Origin of the sequence: Denitratimonas tolerans, assembly GCF_037203605.1 — a bacterium.
Taxonomy (GTDB): Bacteria; Pseudomonadota; Gammaproteobacteria; order Xanthomonadales; family Xanthomonadaceae; genus Denitratimonas; species Denitratimonas tolerans.
In genome coordinates this window covers 166,047-191,669 of the sequence record NZ_JBBDHC010000005.1, presented here as the reverse complement: position 1 = coordinate 191,669, position 25,623 = coordinate 166,047, and the positions used below count along the sequence as shown (strand labels likewise).

21 protein-coding genes, 1 other RNA gene and 1 pseudogene are annotated in these 25,623 nt (G+C 65.6%); 6 read left to right on the top strand and 17 right to left on the bottom strand.

All coding sequences use genetic code 11. The annotated features are described in order from the left end of the window. Positions 1-328: pseudogene (locus tag WB794_RS05400) on the top strand (hypothetical protein); the annotation flags it as partial. Continuing rightward, positions 325-759: a LacI family transcriptional regulator gene (locus WB794_RS05395; protein ID WP_337334817.1), complete on the top strand. Its 435-nt coding sequence runs from the start codon at positions 325-327 to the stop codon at positions 757-759. The pseudogene WB794_RS05400 and the gene WB794_RS05395, both read left to right, overlap by 4 nt. 82 nt (positions 760-841) lie before the next feature. Here the strand turns inward: WB794_RS05395 and WB794_RS05390 are convergent, their stop codons facing one another. The 5 genes from WB794_RS05390 to smpB all read right to left on the bottom strand — a co-directional run bounded on the left by WB794_RS05390 (position 842) and on the right by smpB (position 7,163). Further along, complete coding sequence (locus WB794_RS05390) at positions 842-2,509, bottom strand: DUF7017 domain-containing protein (protein ID WP_337334816.1); 1,668 nt, start codon at positions 2,507-2,509, stop codon at positions 842-844. Next, positions 2,506-5,193 (bottom strand): NERD domain-containing protein, encoded by a 2,688-nt coding sequence (locus WB794_RS05385; RefSeq protein ID WP_337334815.1) that lies wholly within the window; start codon positions 5,191-5,193, stop codon positions 2,506-2,508. Before WB794_RS05385 ends, WB794_RS05390 begins: the two co-directional genes overlap by 4 nt. A gap of 100 nt (positions 5,194-5,293) precedes the next feature. Continuing rightward, positions 5,294-5,893 carry a type IV toxin-antitoxin system AbiEi family antitoxin domain-containing protein gene (locus WB794_RS05380; protein ID WP_337334814.1) on the bottom strand — a complete coding sequence of 200 codons (600 nt, stop codon included), beginning with the start codon at positions 5,891-5,893 and terminating at the stop codon, positions 5,294-5,296. Between the two features lie 348 nt (positions 5,894-6,241). Further along, positions 6,242-6,594, bottom strand: a transfer-messenger RNA (tmRNA) gene (gene ssrA / locus WB794_RS05375). A gap of 74 nt (positions 6,595-6,668) precedes the next feature. After that, positions 6,669-7,163, bottom strand: a complete 495-nt coding sequence (smpB, locus tag WB794_RS05370; RefSeq protein WP_337334813.1) for an SsrA-binding protein SmpB — start codon at positions 7,161-7,163, stop codon at positions 6,669-6,671. An 81-nt stretch (positions 7,164-7,244) separates the two neighbouring features. On the opposite strand from smpB, the gene WB794_RS05365 reads away from it, so the two are divergent. Continuing rightward, positions 7,245-7,541 (top strand): RnfH family protein, encoded by a 297-nt coding sequence (locus WB794_RS05365; RefSeq protein WP_337334812.1) that lies wholly within the window; start codon positions 7,245-7,247, stop codon positions 7,539-7,541. 45 nt (positions 7,542-7,586) lie between these two features. Here the strand turns inward: WB794_RS05365 and WB794_RS05360 are convergent, their stop codons facing one another. Further along, on the bottom strand, positions 7,587-7,967 hold the full coding sequence (locus tag WB794_RS05360; protein ID WP_337334811.1) for an outer membrane protein assembly factor BamE: 381 nt from the start codon (positions 7,965-7,967) through the stop codon (positions 7,587-7,589). Between the two features lie 151 nt (positions 7,968-8,118). On the opposite strand from WB794_RS05360, the gene fur reads away from it, so the two are divergent. Together fur and WB794_RS05350 are read left to right on the top strand one after the other, a co-directional pair. Next, positions 8,119-8,526 (top strand): ferric iron uptake transcriptional regulator, encoded by a 408-nt coding sequence (gene fur, locus WB794_RS05355; protein WP_337334810.1) that lies wholly within the window; start codon positions 8,119-8,121, stop codon positions 8,524-8,526. A 120-nt stretch (positions 8,527-8,646) separates the two neighbouring features. Beyond that, entirely contained in the window at positions 8,647-10,632 is a 1,986-nt protein-coding gene (locus WB794_RS05350) for a DEAD/DEAH box helicase (protein WP_337334809.1), read from the top strand. A 146-nt stretch (positions 10,633-10,778) separates the two neighbouring features. Here WB794_RS05350 and WB794_RS05345 read toward each other — a convergent pair whose 3' ends face one another. After that, complete coding sequence (locus WB794_RS05345) at positions 10,779-14,072, bottom strand: amidohydrolase family protein (RefSeq protein WP_337334808.1); 3,294 nt, start codon at positions 14,070-14,072, stop codon at positions 10,779-10,781. 162 nt (positions 14,073-14,234) lie between these two features. On the opposite strand from WB794_RS05345, the gene WB794_RS05340 reads away from it, so the two are divergent. Then, positions 14,235-14,666, top strand: a complete 432-nt coding sequence (locus WB794_RS05340; protein WP_337334807.1) for a universal stress protein — start codon at positions 14,235-14,237, stop codon at positions 14,664-14,666. 9 nt (positions 14,667-14,675) lie between these two features. Here WB794_RS05340 and aroA read toward each other — a convergent pair whose 3' ends face one another. From aroA to amaB, 10 genes are all read right to left on the bottom strand, one after another. Further along, complete coding sequence (gene aroA / locus WB794_RS05335) at positions 14,676-15,989, bottom strand: 3-phosphoshikimate 1-carboxyvinyltransferase (protein ID WP_337334806.1); 1,314 nt, start codon at positions 15,987-15,989, stop codon at positions 14,676-14,678. A gap of 163 nt (positions 15,990-16,152) precedes the next feature. After that, positions 16,153-17,295, bottom strand: a complete 1,143-nt coding sequence (pheA, locus tag WB794_RS05330) for a prephenate dehydratase (RefSeq protein ID WP_337334805.1) — start codon at positions 17,293-17,295, stop codon at positions 16,153-16,155. Positions 17,296-17,346: 51 nt separating this feature from the next. After that, entirely contained in the window at positions 17,347-18,432 is a 1,086-nt protein-coding gene (gene serC, locus WB794_RS05325) for a 3-phosphoserine/phosphohydroxythreonine transaminase (RefSeq protein ID WP_337334804.1), read from the bottom strand. A 98-nt stretch (positions 18,433-18,530) separates the two neighbouring features. Next, the gene (locus tag WB794_RS05320; protein WP_415926645.1) at positions 18,531-19,307 is read right to left on the bottom strand and encodes a dienelactone hydrolase family protein; all 777 of its coding nucleotides are present in this window, start codon (positions 19,305-19,307) and stop codon (positions 18,531-18,533) included. A gap of 73 nt (positions 19,308-19,380) precedes the next feature. Beyond that, a complete protein-coding gene (locus WB794_RS05315; protein WP_337334803.1) occupies positions 19,381-20,271 on the bottom strand; it encodes a diguanylate cyclase in 891 nt (296 codons plus the stop codon). Positions 20,272-20,381: 110 nt separating this feature from the next. Further along, the gene (locus WB794_RS05310) at positions 20,382-21,308 is read right to left on the bottom strand and encodes a DMT family transporter (protein ID WP_337334802.1); all 927 of its coding nucleotides are present in this window, start codon (positions 21,306-21,308) and stop codon (positions 20,382-20,384) included. A 23-nt stretch (positions 21,309-21,331) separates the two neighbouring features. Further along, positions 21,332-22,423 (bottom strand): UDP-N-acetylmuramate dehydrogenase, encoded by a 1,092-nt coding sequence (gene murB, locus WB794_RS05305; protein WP_337334801.1) that lies wholly within the window; start codon positions 22,421-22,423, stop codon positions 21,332-21,334. Then, complete coding sequence (locus tag WB794_RS05300; protein WP_337334800.1) at positions 22,423-23,460, bottom strand: quinone-dependent dihydroorotate dehydrogenase; 1,038 nt, start codon at positions 23,458-23,460, stop codon at positions 22,423-22,425. Before WB794_RS05300 ends, murB begins: the two co-directional genes overlap by 1 nt. A 102-nt stretch (positions 23,461-23,562) precedes the next feature. After that, complete coding sequence (locus tag WB794_RS05295) at positions 23,563-23,856, bottom strand: DUF4190 domain-containing protein (protein ID WP_337334799.1); 294 nt, start codon at positions 23,854-23,856, stop codon at positions 23,563-23,565. Between the two features lie 66 nt (positions 23,857-23,922). Next, positions 23,923-25,452 (bottom strand): L-piperidine-6-carboxylate dehydrogenase, encoded by a 1,530-nt coding sequence (gene amaB / locus WB794_RS05290; protein ID WP_337334798.1) that lies wholly within the window; start codon positions 25,450-25,452, stop codon positions 23,923-23,925. Between the last annotated feature and the right edge of the window lie 171 nt (positions 25,453-25,623).

Below are 25,623 nucleotides of genomic sequence, written 5' to 3'. Positions count from 1 at the left end.
GGGGGAAAACTTCGGGGACTTCCTCATGGCTCTATCCTCTCAAGGGAAAGAGCCTCCGGGAAAGTCGGGGCGGTTCATGCTGCCGCAGGCGATCAAGCTCGATCCAACCTTGGACGAGGCGAAGATCACCGTGGCGATGAGCCGGCTTGACGCGATTTGGGATCAGCTGTTCCCGGCCGAACAGACCCGGATCGTGAAGTTGCTGGTCGAGAAGGTCATCGTGTCACCCAACGTCCTCAAAGTGCGGCTGCGCGCCAACGGCATCGAACGCCTGGTGCTGGAACTGCGCCCCGAGCCGGTCGAGCAACAAGTGGAAGCACTGGCATGAGCGACATCCGCATCCAGAAGATCGGCGAGCCCGACATCCTGCAGACCAGCGACGGCAGGCTGACCCTGTCGGTCCCGATCCAGATCAAGCGCCGTAGTGGCCGCAAGTTGGTCACTCTGCCAAACGGGGAAACCGCACCGGTCAGACCGTGGGATGTTGCACCAACATCTATCCAGCTGGCGCTGGCCAGGGGCCATCGGTGGCTGGCGATGCTGGAATCGGGAGAGGCGAAGTCCTTGAAGGAGATCGCCACGCGGGAAGGAATCGACAACAGCTACGTCAGCCGGATGGTCAACTTGACCACGCTGGCACCCGACATCGTGGCGGCCATCCTGGACGACGCATTGCCGAACCACGTCACGCTGTTTGATCTGGCGGTTGATCCGCCAGCGCTGTGGGATGAGCAGCGGGCCAGGCTTTCAGCTCGATAGGCCTCAATCTGTCACTGACGACCGTTGCGGGAGGGAGATGTCCGGTGTTTGCTTGCAGTACTGGGGGATCTTCGGAAAGCAGTCATCCAGGGCTAAGTGCCACGGCGCGCCATCCATATCGCTCTTCCTTAGGATGCTTGGCATAAACCAGTACTGCAGCTACGTCATTAACATCCGCTGGGATGCTTTCAACTAGATGCGGAGGAACAAAGCCATCGTCGACAAACGCGAACCCTTTGGCGTTCCGCCTCAGGTGACCATTCGCCACCCGCACATCGACATCTGGACGCGGGCCTGGGGCAACGGCGAAGATATCTGTTCGACCCGTCTTTTGGTTTTGTGTGGTTCGAAAAGAAACGCCCTGGCCTAACGATGGAGGTTGAGATCCGACCCAGGCACTGTCGTCGACCCAAACTTCGATGTCGCGATTAATGAAAATCTTCGTACGCTGTTCTTCTGATGCCACGCGCGAGACGACGCCAGATCCGACATCTGTGCAGTCCCACTTTGATCCTTCCGGACGCGCTGCAATCTGGACTATATCCTCGCGATTGCTTTCAAACTGCTTGCCAACAACGAGAGTTACAGGGTCGCCAATCTTAAAGGAAGAGACACGCGCACCCCGTCCAACGATACTGACGGAGGCGCCGCCGTTCGCTCTCACAGAAAACCTCGGAAGGGGCCTTATCTTTCGACCAGGTGGTGCTTCCTTTTGCTGGTGTGGCACGATCACGCCAAGATAGGTCGCAGACCTCACTTCCACCGAATCGAAGCACAGCACCAACGCTTCCTGGGAGTGCCGAGCGTAGAAATCTTTCTGATTCTCTGCTTCTGGCGCTGATGGGTCATACCAACTGCTGCTGATCAACTCCTGCAGATCTTTGTCGATTCCCCAGCCCTGTTCCTGCCGAATGTTAATGGCCGTGACGAGCTCACTACTTGCTTGGGAGAAGTCTCCTCGCTCTGCCAACATCTGCGCCAGTTCACGATGGACATTGACGGTGAATTTTGGATCAGAGCCACATTCCAGTGCGCGGCAGGCGCACGCGAGCGCGAGATCGGGTTGATCCTCAGCGTATAGGCGCGCCGCCTCTGCCCATACCCAGAACTCATTTCTCTTGGCCTTGATCACAGAGCCAAGAATGCTGATGGCCTCCGCGTGTCGATGAATGCGTCTCAGCAAGAAAACCTTGTCCCAATCCAGCCAAAGAGCATCATCACCCTCAGCCACAGGCCGAATTCGGTCTATCCACTCAAGCGCAAGATCGATGTCTTCTGGCGTGGCATCGTGGAAGGCCTTAACCCATTTTGCCAATGCACGTGCGACGCCAAGTGCGATCGGTGGGTAGCGATTCTCATCGCGCTGGCTGTATTGCCAATCTTCCGTGCCTAAACCATCGTTACCAACCCACCGAATGAACCCTGGAAAGGTTTGAAAATGCGGTGCAATTTTGCACACCTCTCGAATGATGTTCGAGAGCGCATTGTCTGGGCGACGTTTCGGCTGTTTTGCGAATCGGCGAAGTTCCGCATGGATCTGGCTAATGGTCTGCATTGGGACAGGCTGCGAAGCTTTCAGCTTTGCGCCCACCGTTGAGACCAGTGTCTTGACGAGGCCATAGAAAGCCCAATCAATCTGCGTCCTCAGTTTGAAGTCGTCAGGGTCATTGGCCAGATCTTGAAGACCGATGTCGATAGCCTCCTGGAAACGCCCCGATTTCCGGAGCGCTTGTACGTCCGCCCACGTCATTGCAAAGCCGACCTTATTGTTTCAACAGCCTCGGGGTTGCTGTATGTCAGCGGGCGCAAGCTCGAAACCAGCCCCTGCTTGTCGAAGTTAATCTCAAGACCGACGCGTTCATCCTGGTTGCGAGCAACGGTAGTTGCTAGGCGGTAAGGCGTCTCGGCAGCGGATACGATCTTCCAACCAATCCGCTCCAAACGTGCGCGAGCAGAGCGAAGCAAGGTTTCAGCCTCAGGCGAATATCCAGTCGTTTCGATGCATGCGCTGGCCAAGTCGGTAAGTAAAGGCCACTGCGCCGGATCTTTCACATGCATGGCGGTGACGACGTTCTTTCCGTTGTAGGCGATCCGCAGCTGGCATTGCTCTTCTTGCGGTCCAGATAGATCGTACTGCTCTTGGTAAGGGTGGCAGGCCGCCTTTACGACCCGCCAGCCCAACCGCTCTACTGCGTTGACGACACGGAGCCAAATTGCTACCGACTTGAGAACATCTTTTGATTGGTCTAGCCCCTCAGGCAGGCTGCGCTGCTGGTCTTTTTCGGACGCGATTCCATTGGGCTGGAATGCCCAGCCAGCGCCTACTGCGATGTCCGAGGCCTCTTTGACTGCACCCGCATTCCATACAGCAGCGTCAAATGGGTGGATATCGTTGAAGTTCAAAAGAACTAACTCACGTTCAGCGACAGTGAGCGCCGAGTACAGCCAGCGGAAGAATCCTTCCGAGTGCCGGCCGGCCGCATGGTCGCAATTCACGTAACAAACTGGCTGTGACATGCCTTGAGCATGGTGAACGGTCGATGCATAGCCATAACGTGCGTAGGTGAAATCTGGTGCGGGCGGTGGCGCCGACCGGCCTTCTATTCCTTGGAGCGTGGCCTGTTTCCCGTCGAATGCCTTCTCTCGGTCACGCTTTATGGCATTTCTCCAAACGCTTTCAGCGACAGCGGTCTCCTTGTCCAGCTCTGGTTTTTCCGCCTTGAGGAATTCCTCGAACACCTCGAGCTCAACCTCATCTCGGCTATGAATCCCACACCTGATGGAATGAAATTTGATAGGGCCGCTCTTTACCCAACTTAAGCCTTGCTGATACAGAGCACGCTTGCCGACACTCGCGACGGAGATGCGCGCACCGGATTGCATCGACACGCGTGAGCCGAATGCGTCGCGCACATCAGGGCTGACGTATATCTCCAAGAGGTCTCCGACCTCCACTGAGTCCAAAGAGCTCTTTCCGTGTAAGCGCTCCCGAACCCATTGCGTCAGTGCATTTGCTTGACCATGTGTCTCGGCCAAGTACCAGACAGAACATGGGTCTGCACGAAAGTGATCCAATATCTCGCTCGCTGCATCCTTCTTTTCGACAATCCTGAAACCGTCGTCTGTCGACAGTTCCAGTGCAGCGAACTTCTGCGTTCCTATGGCAGATACCAGCCTGACCGCATTGGCCAGTTTGGCCGAGCCGCCAGTAGTATCGATGATCTGAGTCAGCTCGAGAGATTGGTGCTTAAGTCCGCGTGCTTTCTGGAAATCACCAGAAAGCACCGACTCCTCGGAGCTGCCACGCTGGATCTGGTAGGGATCGCCAAAGAAAACAACCTTGCGCTTCGTGTTTCCGATTTCGGCGAAATCGAAGAAATCCGATAGCAGTTGGCCACTGCCATATTGCTTGCCGTCAGGAGTCGAGAAGCGCGAATTACCCAGCAGATGCGAGTCGTCCAGCAGGTAGACACTGTCCGTTGCGTCATCGCATGCGCGCAATGGAATGACCTTGACCTTCTTCTGCTCTTCCACATTATCAAGCTCATCATCGCCGTTCACGCTGCCCGTGTAGAGATGAGCGTAGATGCTGTTTGACTCCATCTCAGATCCATCGGCAAGGCGCCGGTTAGGCTCCAGGACGATGGCCTGTTTACCGGCCTTCTTGACTTCGTCGGCCACCTCGGCCAGCAAGCGGCTCTTGCCAGTCGAAGTCATGCCCAGCACTGAAAAACTTGCGAAATCGTCTGCAGCGATAAAGTTGCACAGCGTCTGCAAAGCCTCTCGTTGATGTCCGGTCAGCGGTGTGCGGGCCTGCGGAAGGTCGGGTTGCGAGTGAATATCGCGGACCTGGGGGCGACTGGAAACCCATTCAATCGGCTGAACCCCGAGCCTGCGGACAATTTCCAGCGCTTCGTCTTTTCCAATCCTTAATTCGGGCGAGGCGAGACCATCGAGCATGGCTGCGCAGCTGTTCAAATCCGTTGGGTAGAACCAGGAGCGAACCTTGGATGGAAGCTCCAAATGATCTTCGATGCGATCTGAAAATATTACGCCAGCAGAGATGTGGCCGAGATTGCGTCCGGACAACAACGTCTTTGATTGCAGCCAGTCAAGAACGGAGAACTTGTTGTCGCGCAGTTGCTGGTAAGGGTTGGCCTTCCGTCCGCCTTTGACTATCACGCCATCAGCTTGCCACGGCCCGTTCTCGGTGCCAGTCAGCTTGCCGCCATAGCTCTTGAAATCGGCCACGATGATTGCTGACGGCAGGATACAGACCAAGTCGATTTCCGCGCCGTTCCACATCGCGTTTGCAACCGCAATAATCCAGTCGGTGCTGTTTGCCCAACGCTCTTCAAGTCGATCCAGAAAAACGTGGAGCATCTGGTTTTCATGAGTGCGGCTTGCCTTCTCACCATAAACGAGGATGGTCACTGGTTCCCTCCGTCGCAACAGCGGGTGCGCGAAGCTTCGTGACTGCGGGCCACTCGCATCCAGCAAGTGGTCGATGGTCTGATCGCCACATTGAATTGATTCATGACAGGCTTTCCATATATGGGCGCATCACATTGGCCACGCGGCACACGGTGGCATAGCGCCAGAGTTCGTCCATACTTAAGCGCTTGGCGCGCCAGCCTTCTTGTAGCGCCTCCAGTGCGACATCAAGGCCGATCTTGTTGCGGAACTTGAAGCAATCGGCCACCGTCCGATCGACGTTGGTCACGCGAACCAGCACGCCATCTAGGACACGCTCCTCGATCCCCTCCGTCAGTGCGGCGCCAGAGAAACGGACTATGCGTAGCGGTGGGTAGTCGATCTTCGGTGCACGCGCCTTATTTGGAATCGCCAGCCAGACCTCGAAAGGCGACTGCGTGGTGAGTTCATGTAGCCGCAGAGCTGACAGCAGGCAGATGATGGCTTGCGGATGCGTTCGGGCTAACTCGGCGAGCGCACCGTGTTCCGAGACGGGACGGTTCGGAATCGCATAGAGACCACGTCCCACCCGCTGCAGTAGCCCTTGGCGCACTAGCCGCGTCAGGGCGACAGTCGGCAGCCCACGTTCATTGAGATCGCGCGGGCGGATTAGGCCACGTTGGGCGGCGAGATCCAGAATAGTCTGGTGGAAGCTTTCCATGTCGCCATGATGTTGTATTTTGTCGGTAGCAGTCAATAAGTACCGACGAAATACAACGATCTTTGTTTCTTTTGCCCACCAATGCCGCAATCCAACTGCTTGATTCGTCCGCGCGTAACTCTTTGATCTGTATAGGTCTGAATTGCGGCCTTTGCGGACTTCGGGCCAGTTCCAGGGAGCGAGGCCGGAGCGAGGAATGGCCAGGAGAGAGTGGAATGTGGCCGGGAACAGCCAATTCGGGCGGCTGGTGAAGTCCGCAGGCTTCCGCAGGAACCCCCAAGAACACGCGGGAACCGGCGCGATCGGGCAAGAAAAAACCCCAACCGAGAACGGTTGGGGTTTCATTATTGGTGGAGGTGGCGGGAGTCGAACCCGCGTCCGAAGGCGCTTGACGCCCGGTACTACATGCTTAGCTCACCGTTGGATCTCGTTCGCCGGCAGCACGGTGTGCGAAGCGCGCCGGAAAACCAGCCTGCTTGATTTGACTGCGGACCGACAGGCGGCAGTCCGAAGCGATCCCGTGATGATGACCCTACATCCACGAGCACAGGCACAAGTGGGTTCGGGGCTACGCCTTAAGCGGCGAGAGCGTAGTTGTCGTCGTTGGCAACTAAAAGTTTGCGACTGGATTTACGAGGAAAGTCACCCCCTCGGCATGCACCAAACAATCTCACAACCCCCGTCGAAGCCAGTACACCCCCGGGGTGCTGACCAGTCTATGGGCGCGCCCCGTGCTTCACAAGGCGCAGGTGACTCGGGTGGCGGGCGGCGTTCATCAGGCGGCGCGGTTGTGCTGGCGCATGACGCGCTGCTTGTCGCGGGCCCAGTCGCGGTCCTTGGCGGCCTGGCGCTTGTCGTGGGCCTGCTTGCCCTTGGCCAGGGCGAGGTCCAGCTTCACCTTGCCGGATTTCCAGTACATCGACAGCGGGATCAGGGTGTAGCCATCGCGCTCCACCTTGCCGATCAGCCGGTCGATTTCGGCCCGATGCAGGAGCAGCTTGCGGGTGCGCCGGTCGTCCGCCACGACGTGGGTGGAGGTGGAAATGAGCGGGGTGATCTGGGCACCGAACAGGAAAATCTCGCCGCCCCGGACGATGGCGTAGGACTCGGTGAGCGAGATGCGTCCGGCGCGCAGCGCCTTGACTTCCCAGCCCTGCAGCGCGATGCCTGCCTCGACGTGCTCTTCGATCGTGTACTCGTGCCGCGCACGCTTGTTCTGGGCAATCGTGCCGGTGCCCTTTCCGCTATCCTTTGCCTTCTTGCTGGCCATCTGGAAATTCCTTTCTGTGCGCCGATTGTCGCCCATCGCACGCCACGCGGGTGAATGCCGGTGCCGCTTCCGGTGCCGCGCATGAGTACGCCAGCCGAACCGATCCGGGTCGAAGTGGCGGCGGCCTGGCCGGACCAGTCGTGGAGCGCCGCGCTGCGGCTTCCGCACGACGCCACCGTGGCCATGGCGCTGGCCGCGCCGGCGGTACAGGCCCGATTCCCGCAAGCCGCGTCGCTGCCTCTGGGCATCTTTTCGCGGCGCTGCACGCTTGACCAGCCGCTGCGCGACGGCGATCGCATCGAACTTTATCGCCCGCTGCTCATCGATCCCAAGCGCGCGCGACGCGAGCGGGCGGAAGCGGCGAAGGGCGGGAGCTGATCCTCTCCTCGACCGCAGACCGGTGAATGCGGCCCGCAGTGCGCCTCAGCGGTTCTTCTTCTTGTCCTTGGGCAGGTTGCCGTACTTGGAAATGTGGCGGTAGAGCGCAAGGTTGTCGTGCTCGAGGTAGTCGCCCTCCACGCTGGCCAGCACGTCGCCGTCGAAGGTCAACGTGAGATTCTTGACCGTCGTCGGGGCACCGCGGCGGCTGATCGTGGAAACGTAGTCCCAGCGCGAGTGGTGGAACGGGTCTTCGACCGAGGGCGAACCCAGCAGGCTGTGCACCTGGCGCTTGGTCAGCCCCGGCTGCACCTGGGCCACGGCGTCGGGATCGAGCAGGTTGCCTTGGTAAACGTCGACCTTGTAGAGCAACCCGCAGCCGGAAAGGGCGAGGGTCAGCGCGGCGGCAACGAGGAGCTTGAGCATCGAATGGGTACGCAGGATGAAGGACGCGCCGATGATACACTAGCGACTTTCCACGGCATGAATGGTGCCCGGCGCGCCTGTCCGGGATGCGTCAGCCGTGCCACGCTGTCGCCACCAGGCGTGACCGCAGTCCGGAACGACGGAGGAATCCATGGAACCGCAGGAACTTCGCAAGGTTGGGCTGAAGGTCACACACCCGCGCGTGCAGATCCTGGAAATCCTGGCGAATGCCAGTCCGCGCCACATGACGGCCGAGGACATCTATCGCGAGCTGAAGGAGCGCGACGAGGACATCGGCCTGGCCACGGTCTACCGCGTGCTGACCCAGTTCGAAGCCGCCGGCCTCGTGCTCAAGCACAACTTCGAGGGCGGCCAAGCCGTTTTCGAGCTCGACCGCGGCGAGCACCATGACCACATGGTGGACGTCGAATCGGGCAAGGTGATCGAGTTCAGCAATCCGGACATCGAGCGGATCCAGCACGAGATCGCCGCGGCGCACGGGTACGTCATCCAGGATCATTCCCTGGTGCTCTACGTGCGGCCCAAGCGCAAGAAATAGGCCCGACACCGGCCGCACCCGCACCGCACTTCCCGAATCCCCGGCCCGACAGGCCGCCCACCCGATGCCCACAACATGAACGCGAGCGGCCAAGGGCCTGCCGCGCCGATAATGGACCCGATGACCGACCTTTCCCTCTCAGCGGCAGGCTTTGCCGCGCTCTCGCTGTCTGCCCCGCTGCTGCAGGCCCTCTCCGACGTCGGCTACGAGTCGCCTTCGCCCATCCAGGCGGCCACGATTCCGCCGCTCCTGGAAGGCCGCGACGTCGTGGGCCAGGCCCAGACCGGCACCGGCAAGACCGCCGCGTTCGCGCTGCCCATCCTCAACCGCATCGACACCACCCTGCCCTTTCCGCAGGCGCTGGTGCTCACGCCCACGCGCGAGCTGGCGATCCAGGTGGCCGAGGCCTTCCAGACCTATGCCGCGCACCTCAAGGGCTTCCAGGTGCTGCCGATCTACGGCGGTCAGGGCTACGGCGCGCAGCTGCACGGCCTCAAGCGCGGCGCGCACGTGCTGGTCGCCACGCCTGGACGCCTGATCGACCACCTCGAGCGCGGAACGGTGAATCTTTCCCACCTGCGCGCGCTGGTGCTCGACGAGGCCGACGAGATGCTGCGCATGGGCTTCATCGACGACGTCGAGTCCATCCTGCAGAAGACCCCGCCCGAGCGCCAGACCGCGCTGTTCTCGGCCACCATGCCGCCGCAGATCCGTCGCATCGCGCAAACCTACCTGCGCGACCCGGTGGACGTGGCGATCGAGGCCAAGACCCGCACCGCCACCAACATCCGCCAGCGCTACTGGCTGGTGGGCGGGATGCAGAAGCTCGATGCGATCACGCGCCTGCTGGAAGTGGAAGACTACGACGGCATGATCGTGTTTTCCCGCACCAAGCAGGGTACCGAGGAGCTGGCAGACAGGCTCCAGGCGCGCGGGCTGGCCGCCGCCGCGATCAACGGCGACATTCCCCAGCCGCTGCGCGAGCGCGCGGTGCAAAAACTCAAGGATGGCCAGCTCGACATCCTCGTGGCCACCGACGTGGCCGCACGCGGGCTGGACGTGGATCGCATCAGCCACGTGGTGAACTACGACATCCCCTACGATGTGGAAAGCTACGTCCACCGCATCGGCCGCACCGGCCGCGCCGGGCGCAGCGGCGAAGCGATCCTGTTCGTCACCCCGCGCGAGCGCGGCATGCTGCGTGCGATCGAGCGCGCGACCCGCCAGCCGATCGAACCGATGGCGATGCCGACCTCGCACCAGGTCAACGATCAGCGCATGGTGCGCTTCAAGCAGCGCATCGACGAGGTGCTGGAGGGCGATGCCGCCGAGCTCGACCTGTTCCGCACCCTGATCGCCGAATACGAGCGCGAGCATGAAGCCTCCCTGCTCGACGTGGCCGCCGCGCTCGCCAAGCTCACCCAGGGCGACGTGCCGCTCTTGATGCCGCCCGACCCCGAACCCGCCGCGCGCAAGCCGCGCCCGGAGCACGATCGCGACAACCCGCGCCACCCCCGCGAGCGCCATGAGCGCCCCGATCGTCGTGACCGGCACGAGCGCGACGACCGCCCCGAGCTGCCGCAGCCGCCGCGCGTGCGGCACGAGACGGACTTCGAAACCTACCGCATCGCCGTGGGCCACGTGCATCACGTCAAGCCGGGCAACATCGTCGGTGCCATCGCCAACGAAGCGGGCCTGGAATCGCGCCACATCGGTCGCATCGACATCCGCGAGGATCACAGCTTCGTCGACCTGCCGCCCGGCATGCCGTCGGAGACCCTCGCCCACCTGCAGAACGTGTGGGTGGCCGGACAGCGCCTGCGCATCCAGCGCCACGAAGGCGAACTGCCGCCGGCACCGCGCATCCAGCGCGGCGGCGGGCGCTTCAGTGAAGGATTCTCCGAACGCCCGCGCAGCCGCGATCGTGATGGCGCGCCGCCACGTGCCCCGCGCGGCCCGCATGCCGAGTCGGCCGGCGATGGCCGCCCGACGCGCCGCACGCCGGGCTACACCCCCGGCGCGGACCGCAGCGACCGACCGCGCCCGCCCGGCCGCTTCGACGGCCCCGGCAAGGGCGGCAGCAAGCCGCCATTCCGAAAGAAGTGAGGCGGCGACGGCCGAACCGTCGCTGATTCGAAGCCAACCGGGCCGCGTCACGCGGCCCGGTGTCTCTCAGGAACCTCTGAACAAGCCATCGCGGGAAAGCCCGCTCCAATCGGCTTGTTCAGAGATTTCTTCAGGCTTCACTTCACTCAATGCGCGTGCCCCGCCGCCGACTTGGGGCAGTGGCAGGGCACGGTGGGGCCGTATTCCGCGCCGAAGCTGCGGCCGTCGCGGTGGCGCTGCCAGTAAAAAGTCGGGGCGGGCACCGCGCGGTTGCCGATTTCGGCCATGTCGGCGTCCACGTCGAACAGGCGGCCGTTGACCATCACGTAGCGGGTGTCGGCGCTGGCGCGGATGTCCTCCAGCGGGTTGGCGTTGAGCACCACGAAGTCGGCCTTCTTGCCCGCTTCCAGCGAGCCCAGTTCTTTGCCCAGGCCGATCAGGTCGACGCCGTCGATGGTGGCGGCGCGCAGCGCCTCCCAGTTCGAAAAGCCTCCCTGCACCAGGCTCCAGATCTCCCAGTGCACCGACTGGCCCTGGAGCTGGCCGTGGCCGCCGACCTGGATCTTCACGCCGGCGTCGCGCAGCGCCTTGGCGGCCTTGGCCACTTCGATGTGGTAGTAGTCCCAGTCGGGTGCCGTCTCGCGGCGGATGCTGCGCGCATCCAGCGTTTCGCGCGGGAAGAAGCGCGCCAGCTTGCCGTCCTCCCACACCTGGTCGCGGGCATACCACCAGTACTCGCCGGAAAGCCCGCCGTAGCTCACCACCAGGGTCGGCGTGTTGCGCACGTCGGTGTGCTTCCACAGCTCGATCACGTCGCGGTAGAGCGGTGCCACGGGGAGGTTGTGCTCGATTGCGGTCACGCCGTCCAGGATCATCGGCAGGTTGTGGTTGAAGGTTGAACCGCCCTCTTCCACCACCAGCATGCCCAGCTCGCGCGCGGCCTGATTGATCTGCTGGTGCTGGTCGCGGCGCGGCTGGTTGTAGCTCTTCACGCTGAAGGCGCCCTGGGCCTTCATGCGGCGCAGGTGCGAGCGCGCGTCGTCGAGGGAATCCACCACCGCCTTGAAGTCGCCGTCGGCGCCGTAGAGGATCGTGCCGGTGGAAAAGATGCGCGGGCCGACCATCGCGCCGGCCTTGACCAGTTCGGCCTGGGAGAACACGAACTCCGTGGTGGCCGAGGGATCGTGCGTGGTGGTGATGCCGAAGGCGAGATTGGTGTAGTAGGCCCAGTTCTCCTGCGGAATCACGCCGCCGCCGAAGTGCGAGACGTGCGCGTGCACGTCGGCGTAGCCGGGCACGATGGTCTTGCCGGCGGCGTCGATCACGCGCGCGCCGGCCGGAATCGCCACGTTCGCACCCACCGCGCGGAGCGTGTCGCCCTCCACCAGCACGGTGCCGTTTTCGATCACTTCCTGCGTCTTTTCCGCATCGCGCATGGTGATGATGCGGGCGTTGGTGAAGGCCACCACGTCGCGCGGCGTATCCACCGCCGCCTTCAGGCCCAGCGCCACGCCCTTGGCGCTCTCGGGCCTGGGAAGCTCCTTCGGCGCGCCGGGCAGGAAGGCGAAAAGATCGCTCAGGTCGCGGCTGAAGTATTCATCGCCCACCGTCCAGTGCAGCGCCCTGGAATCGGCCGACCAGTGCAGGTAGGAACCGACGTCGCGGCTCACGCGCGTCACCGGGATCGCCTTGGTGTCGCGGCTCAGCGCAACGCTGCCGCCGGTCTGCGGCACCGGCGCGACGTAGGCGTTGAACAGTTCGGTGAAGGCGACCCAGCGGCCGTCAGGACTGATCGAAACCAGGTCGGGATACTTGAGGTCGAAGACTTCGCGCGGCTCCTCGCCGTCGAGGCCCACGCTCATCAGTTTCTTGGACAGGCCGCCGCCGGTGAAATAAAAGACGCGCGCACCATCGGCCGAGAACTGCGGATTTTCGCCGGATTTGGCGATGCGGCGCGGCGTGCCGCCCTGCGCCGGCACCACGTAGATGCCGCGCTCGCCCGACCACATCGCCCCGGTCAGACCGCTGCCGCCGCTGCGGCTGAACACGATGCGCCGGCCGTCGGGCGAGTATTTCGGGCCGTAGTAGAAGCCCGGCACCGCGGTGATGCGCCGCTCGCTGCCATCCGCCAGGTTGCGCGCGCGGATCGTCACCAGATCCGCATCGCTCCAGGTGGTGTAGAGCAGCGTGCGGCCGTCCGGGCTGAAGCTGGGCTGGTACTCGGATACGCCCTGGTTCGCGGTGAGCCGCCGCGGCGCGCCGTTCGGCAACGCGCGGGTGTAGAGCTGGCCAAGGGCGTGGAACACCACGGATTTCCCGTCCGGCGAGGTCGCCACATCGCGGATCATCTTCGGGCTGAACTGCCCGGCATCGAGGGTCTGCTCGAAGCGCAGCGGCTGCGCCACGGTCTGCTCCACTTGCGCGCTGAAGGGAATCCGCGTCGGCGCGCCGCTGGCCGCATCCACGCGCCAGAGCTTGCCCTGTGCCCAGATCATCAGCGCGGAGGAATCGGGCAGCCAGCCGTAGTTGGCATAGGGACCGAAGATCGCCCAGGCTTCCTGCTGGTCGTGCGAGAGACCATCCCACAGCGGCATCACCTCGCCCGACTCCAGCTCGAGCCGGTGCAGCACGCTCTTCTCGCGCACGCGCTTGACGAAGGCCAGGGATTTCCCATCCGGCGAAGGCTGCGGGCGCACCGCGCCGCCGGCGGTATCGAGCAGGGTGTCGATCTCGCCGGTCTGGCGATCCAGCCGCCGGATGGCATAGATGGTCGCGTGCGGGTTCTTGTTGTACTGGAAGGAAGGCCCGCGCGTGACGTCCTCGGAAAAGTACACGTAGCGTCCATCCGGCGACACCGCCGGTTCGCCTTGATCCTGCTGGTCGTTCTTCTGTTTGGTGAGCTGCAGGCCGTCGCCGCCGGCGACGTGGTACATCCACAGCTCGCCCGCGCCGAGCGAGCGCTGCCCGGTGAAGTGCTTGCGGCCGATGAGGTACTGGCCGTCCGGCGTCCAGGCCGGATTGTTGAGCAGGCGGAAGCGCTCCTTCGTCACCTGCACCGGGTTCTTGCCATCCACGCCGATGCGCCAGAGGTTGTTGCCGCCGTCGCGATCGGAGGTGAAGGCCAGTTCGCGGCCATCGGGCGAAAAGCGCGGCTGCACGTCCCAGGCGGTGCCGGTGGTGACGCGCCGCGCGTTGCCGCCGTCGATCGGCAGCAGGTAAAGGTCGCCCAGCAGGGAAAAGGCGATCCGGCGGCCGTCCGGGCTGACGTCCAGATCCATCCAGGTGCCCTCGTCCGTGGTGAAGGCGACCCGGCTGATCGGACCGTGCGCGGCGGTGATGTCCCAGGTCGGGGCGTCGGAGGTTTTTTTGCTCGCGGCCTGTGCCGGCAGGGCGGGAAGTGCGAGGCAAAGCGCAAGGCAGAGGGCCAGGCGAGGCGACATGGGCAGGCTCCGGAAAACGGGTGCGCCACGTTACGGCAATTTCCTCCGCCCGGCATGTGGCCAAAGTCCCGCGCGCCGGCCGGGACCGGCGCTGACCCGCCACCATGCGCATGCGCTCAAGCGGTGCGACAATCGCCGCACCACCCTCCCGGAGACGCCGTGATGTACCAGAGCATCCTCGTTCCCACCGACGGCTCGGAGCTGTCGCTGCGCGCCGCGGACGCGGCCATCGCGCTGGCCAAGGCGCTCGGTGCCCGCCTGGTCGCATGGAGCAGCGCCGAGGTCTACAGCCTGCCCTTCGCCGAACAGGTCTATGTCGACCAGACGCTCTACGTCGAAGAGGCGATGAAGGAAGCGGCCACCAATGCGCAGGCCGTCGCCACGCGCGCGGCCGATGCCGGCGTCGCCTGCCAGGCCTTCAGCGGCATGTCCGACTCGATCTGGGAAGGCATCATCAACGCCGCTTCGGAACACGGCTGCGACCTGATCTTCATGGCCTCGCACGGCCGCCGCGGCATGGCGGCCCTGCTGCTGGGCAGCGAAACCCAGAAGGTGCTGACGCACTCGAAGCTGCCGGTACTGGTGTACCGCTGAAGGCAGGTTTCAGGCCACGGCCAGCCCCATTCCCGCGCGATTGGCCAGTCCGAAGAATCCCGGGAACGAGGTCGCCACGGTGGCGCAGCCGCGCAGGGTGACGGGCGCGCTGGCGATCTGGCCGGCGACGACGAAGCTCATCGCGATGCGGTGGTCGTCGTGGGCATCCACGCTTGCGCCACCGAGCGTCGCGCCGCCGTGGATCACCGCCCCATCCGGGGTTTCGTCGATGCGCGCACCCATCGCGCGCAGGCCGTTGGCCATCACCGCGATGCGATCCGATTCCTTCACCCGCAGCTCGGCCGCGCCGCTGACCGTGGTGACACCCGAGACCGCAGCCGCGGCGACGAACAGCACCGGGAACTCGTCGATCATGTCCGGCACGAGGGCTTCCGGGATGATCGCGCCGTGCAGCGGCGCGTGGGTCACGCGCAGGTCGGCGACCGGCTCGCCGCCCTCCTCGCGCGCGTTGCGTACCTCGATCCACGCACCCATCAGGCGCAGCGCATCGAGCAGCCCGGTGCGGCGCGGATTCATGCCGACGCCTTCGAGCGTGAGATCGGAACCGGGCACCAGGCTGGCGGCAACGAGAAAGAATGCCGCCGAGGAAAAATCGCTCGGCACCGCGATGTCGGTCGCAGTGAGCCGATGGCCGCCCGAAAGCCGCGCGAATCCGGGCGAAAACTCGATCGGCCAGCCCAGCGCGGCGAGCATGCGCTCGGTGTAGTCGCGCGTAGGGTGCGGTTCGCGCACCGTGGTCTCGCCCTGCGCATAGAGGCCAGCCAGCAGCAGCGCGGATTTGACCTGGGCACTGGCCACGGGCAGGTCGTGGTCGACCCCGGCCAGCGACTGCCCGCCGAAGATGCGCAGCGGCGGCCTGCCGCCCTCGGCGGTTTCGATGCGCGCGCCCATGCGCGCCAGCGGCTCGGTGACGCGGCGCATCGGGCGGCGCGTCAGGGAGGCGTCGCCGGTCAGGGTGGAATCGAAACGCTGCCCGGCGAGCAGGCCGGCGAGCAGGCGCATGCCGGTACCGGCGTTGCCGCAGTCGATGGGTGCCGCCGGTGCCCGCAAGCCGTCGATGCCCGCGCCGTGAACGATCTTTCGACCGGGCCCATCGTCCTCGATGCGCACGCCCATGGCGCGAAAGGCGGCGGCGGTGGCGAGGGTGTCCTCGCCCTCCAGAAAGCCGCTGACGCGCGTGACGCCGTCGGCCAGGGCACCCAGCATCATTGCGCGATGGGAGATCGACTTGTCGCCGGGAACGCGGATCGTGCCGCGCAGCGGTGTTCCGGGGCGGGCCTGCCAGGTCGAGGAAGCGGTCATGGTGCGGCTTGCGGGCAGATGATGGGAGGCAGGTCGGCCCTGCGCGGCCGACGAATCGGGGCACCGCGGCGTCGGGGATATAACCCCGACCTACGGAATGCGGGAGCACTGCGGCCTCGCCGCAAACCGCCATTCTCCATTCCCCATTCCCGATTCCCGCCCATCAAGGCACCGCCACCGGGTACGAACCCAGCACCTTCACCGAGGCCGAGTGGGCTTCCAGTTCGGCCAGGGCACTCTTCATGCCTTCATCCTCGACGTGGCCGGCAAGGTCGATGAAGAAGGCGTACTCCCACTTGGCCTGGTGCGAGGGGCGCGATTCGATGCGATTCATGCTGATGCCGTGGCGCGCGAACGGGCTGAGCACGTCGAACAGCGCGCCGGGCTTGTCGTGGATGAAGACCAGGATCGAGGTGCGGTCGTGGCCCGAGGGCGGGAAGATGCGGCGGCCGATGACGAGAAAGCGCGTGGTGTTCTCGCGGTCGTCCTGGATCGGCTGCATGATGACCTTCTTGAGCCCGTAGACGTGGCCCGCGCTTTCACCGCCGATGGCCGCGGCGTCGTCGGCATTGCGCGCGCGGCGCGCGCCCTCGGCGTTGCTCGATACCGGGATCTTTTCGACCTTGGGCAGGTTGGACCGCAGCCAGCCGGCGGTCTGCGCGAACGATTGCGGATGCGCGTAGATGCGCTCGATATCCTCGATGCGGCCGCTGCGCGAGAGCAGGAACTGGTGCACGCGCAGCTCCACCTCGCCGCAGATCCTCAGCCCCGAGGTCAGGAACAGGTCGAGGGTGACCTGGATGGTGCCCTGCCCGGAGTTTTCCACCGGCACCACGCCGAAGTCGGCGACGCCGTTCTCCACTTCCTGGAACACCTCCTCGATGCTCGCCAGCGGCAGGCCGTGGGCGGAACGACCGAAGTGCTTGAGCACGGCCTGCTGGCTGAAGGTGCCTTCCGGACCGAGGTAGCCGATCTTGAGCGGCTCCTGCTGGGCCAGACAGGCCGACATGATTTCGCGGAACACGTGCACCAGAAGCTCGTCGGAGAGTGGCCCTTCGTTGCGGTCCACCACCATGCGCAGCACCTGCGCCTCGCGCTCGGGCCGGTAGTAATCCACCGCGGCGGCGAGCTTGCCCTTGGCCTTGCCGACCTGCAGGGCGAAACCGGCGCGTTCGGCGATGAGGGCCTGGATCTGGCGGTCGATGCCGTCGATGCGCTCGCGCACCTGCGCCAGCGCCGGCGGGGTCGCGGGCTGGCCGGCGCTTTTGGCGGCCTTTGCGCTGCGGGGCTTTTTCGGAGGCGTCATGGAAATCCTGCGGTGAAAGTCGGGGCGTTGAGGGAGGTGCCGAGGCGGCCGTCAGCCGTGGCGACGCGCGAAATCACGCATGAAGGCGACCAGCGCCTCGACGCCTTCCTCGGGCATCGCGTTGTAGATCGAGGCGCGCATCCCGCCCACCAGCCGGTGGCCCTTGAGCGCGAGCAGGCCGGCGGCGCGCGATTCCTCGAGGAAGATCGCATCCAGCGCCGCGTCGTGCAGGGTGAAGGGCACGTTCATGCGCGAACGCGCCGCCGGATCGACCGGGTTGGCGTAGTAGCCGTCGGAGCCGTCGATCGCGGCATAGAGCATCGCCGCCTTGCGGTCATTGCTCGCGGCCATCGCCGCAAGTCCGCCCTTGGCCTTGAGCCACTGGAACACCAGCCCGGCCAGATACCAGGCGAAGGTCGGCGGGGTGTTGAGCAGGGAGTCCTCGCGCGCGTGCGCGGCGTAGTCGAAGATGCGCGCCACGCGGCCGGCGCTGCGTTCGAGCAGGTCCTCGCGCACGATCACGATCACCAGGCCGGAGGGGCCGATGTTCTTCTGCGCGCCGGCGAAGATCAGCCCGTAGCGCGACACGTCGATGGGGCGCGAGAGGATGTTGGAGGACATGTCCGCCACCAGCGGCACCGCACCCACGTCGGGCGCGTCGAAAAATTCGACGCCGTGGATGGTTTCGTTGGAGGCGATGTGGACATAGGCCGCGTCCTCGGAAAGCTGCCACTGCGCGCGCGGCGGAATCGCGCGGAACCCGCCATCCTGCGCGCCCGCCGCGATCCGCGGCCGGACGAAATGCGCGGCATCCGCAAAGGCCTTTTCGCTCCAGCTGCCGGTGAGGATGAAGTCCACCGCCTGATCGGGCCGCGCCAGGTTCATCGGCACCTGGGCGAAGTGCTGGGAAGCGCCGCCCTGCAGGAACAGCACGCGATAGCCGTCCGGAATGCCCAAAAGCTCGCGCAGGTCGCGCTCGGCGGCCGCGGCCATGGCCATGAAGGCCTTGCCGCGGTGCGAAACCTCCATCACCGAGGCGCGTTCGGCACCCCACTCCAGCAGTTCCGCCTGCGCTTGACGCAAGACCGGCTCGGGCAATGCGGCCGGCCCGGCACTGAAGTTGAATGCGCGCGACATGACGGATCTTCGGCGGAAAAGGGAGGGCCGCAGGCTAGCATGACGCGGCGCAGCATGCGAAGCGCCGCGCGGCGCGACGCGACGCGACGCGATCCAGGCTAGGGCGCGAAGCGCTCGGCGAAGAAGTCGTGCAGGTAGCGGTAGGCACGCCGCGCCGAGCGCTCGTGGTAGACGCAGCCCGGCGGCGATGCCGCGTCGGCCTCGGCGAAGCAGTGCACCGCGCCGGCGAAATTGACGAACTGCCAGTCGGCCTCGACCGCGTTCATTTCGGCGGCGAACGCGGCGATGTCCTCGGCGCTGACGCTGCGATCATCGGCACCGTTGAGCACCAGAATCGCCGCCTTCGGTGACTGCGCGGCCGGCGCATTCGTGCCCAGCCCGCCGTGCAGGGACACCACCCCGGCGACGTCGGCACCCGAACGCGCCAGTTCCAGCACCGTGCTGCCGCCGAAGCAGAAGCCGACCGCGCCGATGCGCGCGGCGTCGAGCGGTGCCTCGAAGGCGTTGGCGCGCAGCACCTCCAGCGCCGCGCCGATGCGCTCGCGCAGCACCGCGCGGTCGCCCAGCAGCGCTGTCACCATGGCCCGCGCCTCGGTGGCGTCGGCAGGGCGGCGCTGCGCGCCGTACACGTCGGCTACCAGCACTACGTAGTCGCTGCCAGCCAGCGCGCGCGCCTTTTCGAGCGCCGAACCGGTCACGCCCATCCAGTTGGGCACCATCACGAGGCCCGGGCGTCGCGCACCGCCCTCGTCGTAGACCACGTGACCGCTGAAGGACTGTTCGCCCACCGACCAGTCGACCGCGCGAGTGATCATCCCGGCGTTGACCGTCGACGCGGCGAACAGCGTGGCGAGGAGCAGGATCGTCTTGTGCATGGGATGGTTCCCCGGAATGGCTCCGGCCAACGATACTCCCGCAGGCTGCACCGCGTCGCTTCGGTTGCGGCCATCACTCCGCCACCACCACCCGGTTGCGTCCGGCCTGCTTGGCGCGATACAGGGCAAGGTCCGCAGCGCGCATCAGCGAGGCGCGGTCCGGATGGGAGGGGCCGAACGAGGCCAGGCCGATGCTGATGGTGACCGGATGGGAGACCGGTGCCACGGCGAACGTTGCCTGCTCCACCGCAACGCGAAGCGCCTGGGCATGGGCCAGCGCTGCTTCGGCTCCGAGCTCGGGCATGAGCAGCCCGAACTCCTCGCCGCCGATGCGCCCGGCCACGTCGCTCGCGCGCATCCCGCTCCGGAGGGTCGCGGTGACCTGGCGCAGCACCGAGTCGCCCGCGAGGTGGCCGCAGGAATCGTTGATGCGCTTGAACAGGTCGATGTCGAGGATCGCAAACGCCAGCGCGGCGTCGGAACGGGCCGCGCGCACCAGTTCGCGTTCGACCACGTCCAGGAATTGCCGGCGGTTGTAGAAGCCGGTCAGCCCGTCATGCGTGGCCTGCTGGTGGACTTCTTCGTGATAGCCGGCCTCCACGCTGGCACCGCTGATGAACTTGACGATGCTCTCGCCGATGGTCAGGTGGTCACCATCGGCCAGATCCGCCACTTCGACCACGCGATCGTTCAGGTAGGTGGCATTGGTCGAACCCAGGTCGCGCACGCGATAGCGGTCCTCCGCCCGCCAGATCTCGCAGTGGCGACGCGATACCGACGGGTGCGCGATGTACAGCCCGCACTCGCGGTCGCGGCCGATCCGCGTGGGACACGTGCCCACGTCGACCCGCTGTCCGAGGCCGGCACCGTGGATCACGATCAGGCAGGCTCCCTGCTCTTCCGGCCGCGCGGGGCCGGGAGAAATCAGGGTGCGCTGGGTCGTGTCTGGATCGGATGGCGTCATGGCAGGAGGCGAACCGTGTATCGGCCTTGGCGGGATGCGGGATGCGGGATGCGGGATGCGGGATGCGGGATGCGGGAAACGATGAACGATGCGACGAGTGCGCGCGCGCGTCAACCCGACAGCCGGCTCTGCGAACCCACCTCGGGATCGGTCACCGTCTGGCGCGCCAGTTTCGTCTCGCGGTAGGCGATGTAGTAGTTCGATGCGAGCACGACGGTGGCACCGGCGGCGGTCCAGCGATCCACGGTTTCATCGAACAGCAGCCAGCCGTAGACGCCAACGACCAGCACCTGCACGAAGCTGATCGGGGTGAGCAGGGAGGCGTCGCCGAGCTTGAGCGCGCGGGTCCAGAACATGTGCCCGGCGGTGCCGAAGAATCCCGCCAGCACCACCCACAGCCAGGTGATGCCGTGCGGCCAGGTCCAGACGAACAGCGCCGGAACCAGCGACATCGGCACCCACAGCAGCGTGGTGTAAAGCACGATGGCGTCGGGCTTCTCGGTGCGCGAAAGGAACTTGATGCTGATCGCCACGCTGCCGCTCAGCACCGCCGCCGCCAGCGCCGCCAGGGTATGCACGTTGAAGCTCGCCGCGCCGGGGCGGACGATCAGGAGCACGCCGAGGAAGCCGACCACCACCGCGGTCCAGCGGCGTATCCGGACGACTTCTCCCAGCACCAGGGCCGCGCCGATCGTCACGAACAGCGGTGCCGCATAGGAAATCGAGATCGCCTCGGCCAGCGGCAGGTGCACGATCGCCCAGAAGCCGCACAGCATCGAGCCGATGCCGATCAGGCAGCGCACGAAGTACAGCGACAGGTGGCTGGTGCGCAGCAGCCCGATGCCGTGGCGGAGCAGCAGCGGCAGCGCGAACGCGAAGCCGAAAAGGTTGCGGAAGAACGCGATCTCGAAGGGATGAAGTTCCGCCGAGGCCAGCCGGATCATCACCGCCATCGAACCGAAAAAAAACGTGCTCACCAGCATCATCACGATGGCACGGCGCAAGTCGCGGCTCGCGGCGCTGGCAGCGGTGTTCATCGATGCTCGGACGGGCGCGCGCTTCACGCGGGCGCGGCGGCGGACGCGAACGCGGCGCGCGCGCCCGGCGCGTCCCAGCGCGCGCCCACGATGCGCGCTTCCGGCTCCAGCCACACGCCGAAGCGCTCGTGCACCGACAGCGCCACGCGCTGCGCCAGCGCGAACATCTCTGCGCCGCTGGCCTGCCCGTGGTTGACCAGCACCAGCGCGTGCTGTGCCGACACGCCGGCATCGCCTTCGCGAAACCCCTTCCAGCCGGCGCGCTCGATCAGCCAGGCGGCCGAGAGCTTGCGCAACGCGCCATCATCGACCGTCCAGGCCGGCATCGAGGGCTCGTCGCGCTGAAGGTCCAGCGCATGCGCCGAGGCGACCACCGGATTGCGGAAAAAACTGCCGACGTTGGGCACCATGGACGGATTGGGCAATTTGCGGGTGCGAAGGCGCGACACGGCCTCGGCGATCTGTGCCGGACGCGGCGCATCGCCGGCACCCAGCAGCGCCAGTTCCTCCGGCAGGCCCGGATAGCCGATGCGCGGAGGATGCCGGCGCGGCAACCGCAGCTCGATCGCCGTCACCAGCCAGCGCGCGGGATCGCGCTTGAATACGGAATCACGGTAGCCGAAGGCGCAGTCGGCGCGATCCAGCCGCACCAGCGCGCCGGCCTGCCGGTCCCAGGCTTCGACGGTCTGGATGAATTCACCCACCTCGGTGCCGTACGCGCCGATGTTCTGGATCGGCGCGGCACCGGCAAGCCCCGGGATCAGGACCAGGTTTTCCAGCCCCGCGTAGCCAAGGCCCAGGCTCCAGGCCACCACGTCGTCCCAGCGCTCGCCCGCGCCCGCGCGCAGCAGCGCACCGTCGTCGTCGCGCGCCAGCACTTCGCGGCCCATGCCGCCGATGGCCATCACCACGCCGGGCACGTCGCCCACGATCAGGGTATTGCTGCCCTCGCCCAGCACCAGCAGCGGTGCGCGCTGCAGGTAGGGCATGGCGAAAAGCTCGGGCAAGGCCTCGGCGCGGCGCACGTCGATGAAAAGCTCGGCCCGGGACGCCACGCGAAAGCCGTTGCGGCCGGCCAGGGAAACGCGCTCGGCGAGATGGTAGGCCGGTGCCATCAGCGTCGCACGCCCTGTTCGCGCCGCCGCCGGATCGCCTCGACGCACTCGCGCACCAGAGCCGGCCCGCGATAGACCAGGCCACTGTAGCACTGCACCAGGAGCGCGCCGGCCGCGAGTTTGCCGACCGCATCGGCACCGCTCAGGATGCCGCCCACGCCGATGATCGGGATACTGGAATCAAGATGCGCACGCAGCCGGCGCAGCGCCTCGGTCGCCAGCCCGTACAGCGGTGCCCCGGACAACCCGCCGGCTTCCCCGGCGTGGCGCAGGCCCGCCACTTCGCTGCGATCGATCGTGGTGTTGGTGGCAACGACGCCATCCACACCGGCCGCACCCAGCGCCGAAGCCACCGCATGCAGCGCGGCCTCGTCCAGGTCCGGCGCGATCTTGACCAGCACGGGGCGGCGCGCGCCGCGCTGCGCGGCCAGGCGCTCCTGCGCCTCGCGCAGCCCGGCCAGCAGCGCGCGCAGCGGATCGCCGTGCTGCAGTTCGCGCAGCCCGGCGGTGTTGGGTGAGGAAATGTTGACCACGATGTAGCCGGCAGCGTCCCACACCCGCTCCAGGCAGTGCAGGTAGTCGCGCAGCGCATGGTCGTTTGGCGTGTCCTTGTTCTTGCCGATGTTGACGCCGATCACGCCCTTCCAGCGGGTGCGCTCGAGGTTCTTCACCAGCGCATCGACGCCCTCGTTGTTGAAGCCCATGCGGTTGATGATGGCCTGCTTTTCCGGCAGGCGGAACAGCCGCGGCCGCGGATTCCCGGGCTGCGGGCGCGGGGTGACGGTGCCGACTTCGATGAAGCCGAAGCCCAGATGCGAGAGCGCGTCGACGTGCGCGCCGTTCTTGTCCATGCCCGCGGCGAGCCCGACGGGGTTCTCGAAGGTCAGCCCGAAGGCCCGGGTCGGCAGCGGCTTGGGGCGACGCGCCGCCAGTCCGGCCAGGCCCAGCCGGTGCGCGGCATCGGCCCAGGCCAGGCTGCGCTCGTGCACGGTCTCGGGATCACCGCAAAACAGCAGAGGTCGCAGCAATGGGTACATCGGCCTCGGGCCTCGGCGCGCAAAATGTGATTCGTGCCGCGAATCACGTCGGAACGTTAGCGGAATCGACGCCGGCAGCGCCAGCGCTCCAGCCTCTTCAGATCACTGGGCCAGGGTTGACAGGAACGCCAGCCCGCCAAAGAACACGAAGAGCGCGATGACCCCAAGGACCACCAGCGTCAGCTGCAGGTAGCCCAGGACGAGCCCGGCGATGGCCAGCCCGTCGCCATCCACCGTACCGCCGCTGCGCCTGATCTCGCTGCGGCCCATGTGCCCGGTGATGATCGCCACGATGGCGCCCACCATGGGAAGTGCCAGCCAGGACACGATGCCCGAAATCAGGCTTACCACAGCCAGGGTGCTGGTGGTCCGGGCGGAAGATGTCGGTGTGTTCATGCGGATCGGCCTCCAGGGTGGATGAAGCAGCCCGGCGCAGGCCCCATGGCGCGCGCCGGGCGTGGATCACAGGTCGAACTTGATGCCCTGCGCCAGCGGCAGCGAATCGGAGTAGTTGATGGTATTGGTCTGGCGGCGCATGTACACCTTCCATGCGTCCGAACCGGACTCGCGCCCGCCGCCGGTGTCCTTCTCGCCGCCGAAGGCACCGCCGATTTCCGCGCCCGAGGTGCCGATGTTGACGTTGGCGATGCCGCAGTCGCTGCCGGCCGCCGAGAGGAACCGCTCGGCGCTCTTGAGGTTGGTGGTGAAGATCGACGACGACAGGCCCTGCGGCACGCCGTTCTGCATGTCGATGGCCTCGTCCAGGGTCTTGAACTTCATCACGTAGAGGATCGGTGCGAAGGTTTCGTGCTGGACGATCTCGTCGGCGTTCTTCAGGCCCGTCACGATCGCCGGCAGCACGAAGTTGCCGGGGCGATCGATGCGCGTGCCGCCGGTCTCCACGGTGCCGCCGCTGGCCTTGGCCTTTTCGATGGCGGCAAGGAATTCGTCGACCGCCTCGGGGCTGTTGAGCGGGCCCATCAGGTTGGCCGGATCGGTGGGATCGCCGATCTTGGTCTCGACCTGCCTGTAGGCCTTGACCAGGGTAGCCAGCACGTTGTCGTAGATGGATTCGTGCACGATCAGGCGGCGGGTGGTGGTGCAACGCTGGCCGGCGGTGCCGACCGCGCCGAACACGATGCCGGGAACGGCCAGCTTCAGGTCGGCGGTTTCATCGAGGATGATCGCGTTGTTGCCGCCCAGCTCCAGCAGGCAGCGGCCCATGCGGTGCGCCACGCGCTCGTTCACGCGGCGGCCCACGCGGGTCGAGCCGGTGAAGGAAATGAGACCCACGCGGCGATCGTCCACCAGCGTTTCGGCGAGCGAATGGTCGACATCGTTGATCAGGAAGAAGAGGTCCGGGAAGCCGCCCTCGCGCAGCGCCTCGTTGCAGACCTTCATGGCCGCGATCGCACTCAGCGGCACCTTGTTGGATGGCTTCCAGATGCAGATGTCGCCGCACACCGCGGCCAGGAAGCTGTTCCAGCTCCACACCGCCACGGGGAAGTTGAAGGCGCTGATGATGCCGACCAGGCCGAGCGGGTGGTACTGGTCGTACATGCGGTGGCCGGGGCGCTCGGAGTGCATGGTATAGCCGTACATCATGCGGCTCTGGCCGACGGCGAAATCGGCGATGTCGATCATCTCCTGCACTTCGCCATCGCCTTCGGGCTTGGACTTGCCCATTTCCAGCGCCACCAGCGAGCCCAGCGCGTCCTTGTTGCGGCGCAGCGCCTCGCCGCACAGGCGGATGGCCTCGCCGCGGCGCGGCGCGGGGGTGGTGCGCCAGATCTTGAAAACCTCCTGGGCGCGCGCGATGACGGTTTCGTAATCGGCCGCCGTGGTGGCCTCCACCGTCGCGATCACTTCGTTCGTGGTGGGGTTTTTCGGCGTGATCCTGCCGGCGCTGGCACTGGACCATTCCCCGCGACCCAGATAGGTACCGGAATTGACGTCGGACAGGCCCAGGGCCTTCAGGATGGCGTGAGACATGGTCGCTCCAATGCGGAAGAATTCAGCCCGCCATTGTAGCGGTTTGCGGGTGCCGCCGTGGCACGCCCGATGAACCGTGCGGTCAGGCAACGGCCCCGCGGCGCAAGGGGATGCCGGCGGTCGGCCTCGGGTCAGAGCACTGCCGCAGGTGTTGCCGCGACCGGGGCAGGA

Excerpts from the sequence above, each read along its gene's own strand:
- WB794_RS05360 (WP_337334811.1), bottom strand. The coding sequence starts at position 7,967 with ATGCTCAAGCTCCTCGTTGCCGCCGCGCTGACCCTCGCCCTTTCCGGC.
- WB794_RS05340 (WP_337334807.1), top strand. The coding sequence starts at position 14,235 with ATGTACCAGAGCATCCTCGTTCCCACCGACGGCTCGGAGCTGTCGCTG.
- WB794_RS05320 (WP_415926645.1), bottom strand. The coding sequence starts at position 19,307 with ATGCACAAGACGATCCTGCTCCTCGCCACGCTGTTCGCCGCGTCGACG.
- aroA (WP_337334806.1), bottom strand. The coding sequence starts at position 15,989 with ATGACCGCTTCCTCGACCTGGCAGGCCCGCCCCGGAACACCGCTGCGC.
- WB794_RS05295 (WP_337334799.1), bottom strand. The coding sequence starts at position 23,856 with ATGAACACACCGACATCTTCCGCCCGGACCACCAGCACCCTGGCTGTG.
- serC (WP_337334804.1), bottom strand. The coding sequence starts at position 18,432 with ATGTCGCGCGCATTCAACTTCAGTGCCGGGCCGGCCGCATTGCCCGAG.
- WB794_RS05380 (WP_337334814.1), bottom strand. The coding sequence starts at position 5,893 with ATGGAAAGCTTCCACCAGACTATTCTGGATCTCGCCGCCCAACGTGGC.
- pheA (WP_337334805.1), bottom strand. The coding sequence starts at position 17,295 with ATGACGCCTCCGAAAAAGCCCCGCAGCGCAAAGGCCGCCAAAAGCGCC.
- amaB (WP_337334798.1), bottom strand. The coding sequence starts at position 25,452 with ATGTCTCACGCCATCCTGAAGGCCCTGGGCCTGTCCGACGTCAATTCC.
- fur (WP_337334810.1), top strand. The coding sequence starts at position 8,119 with ATGGAACCGCAGGAACTTCGCAAGGTTGGGCTGAAGGTCACACACCCG.
- WB794_RS05395 (WP_337334817.1), top strand. The coding sequence starts at position 325 with ATGAGCGACATCCGCATCCAGAAGATCGGCGAGCCCGACATCCTGCAG.
- murB (WP_337334801.1), bottom strand. The coding sequence starts at position 22,423 with ATGGCACCGGCCTACCATCTCGCCGAGCGCGTTTCCCTGGCCGGCCGC.
- WB794_RS05350 (WP_337334809.1), top strand. The coding sequence starts at position 8,647 with ATGACCGACCTTTCCCTCTCAGCGGCAGGCTTTGCCGCGCTCTCGCTG.
- WB794_RS05345 (WP_337334808.1), bottom strand. The coding sequence starts at position 14,072 with ATGTCGCCTCGCCTGGCCCTCTGCCTTGCGCTTTGCCTCGCACTTCCC.
- WB794_RS05390 (WP_337334816.1), bottom strand. The coding sequence starts at position 2,509 with ATGACGTGGGCGGACGTACAAGCGCTCCGGAAATCGGGGCGTTTCCAG.
- WB794_RS05300 (WP_337334800.1), bottom strand. The coding sequence starts at position 23,460 with ATGTACCCATTGCTGCGACCTCTGCTGTTTTGCGGTGATCCCGAGACC.
- WB794_RS05315 (WP_337334803.1), bottom strand. The coding sequence starts at position 20,271 with ATGACGCCATCCGATCCAGACACGACCCAGCGCACCCTGATTTCTCCC.
- WB794_RS05365 (WP_337334812.1), top strand. The coding sequence starts at position 7,245 with ATGAGTACGCCAGCCGAACCGATCCGGGTCGAAGTGGCGGCGGCCTGG.
- WB794_RS05310 (WP_337334802.1), bottom strand. The coding sequence starts at position 21,308 with ATGAACACCGCTGCCAGCGCCGCGAGCCGCGACTTGCGCCGTGCCATC.
- smpB (WP_337334813.1), bottom strand. The coding sequence starts at position 7,163 with ATGGCCAGCAAGAAGGCAAAGGATAGCGGAAAGGGCACCGGCACGATT.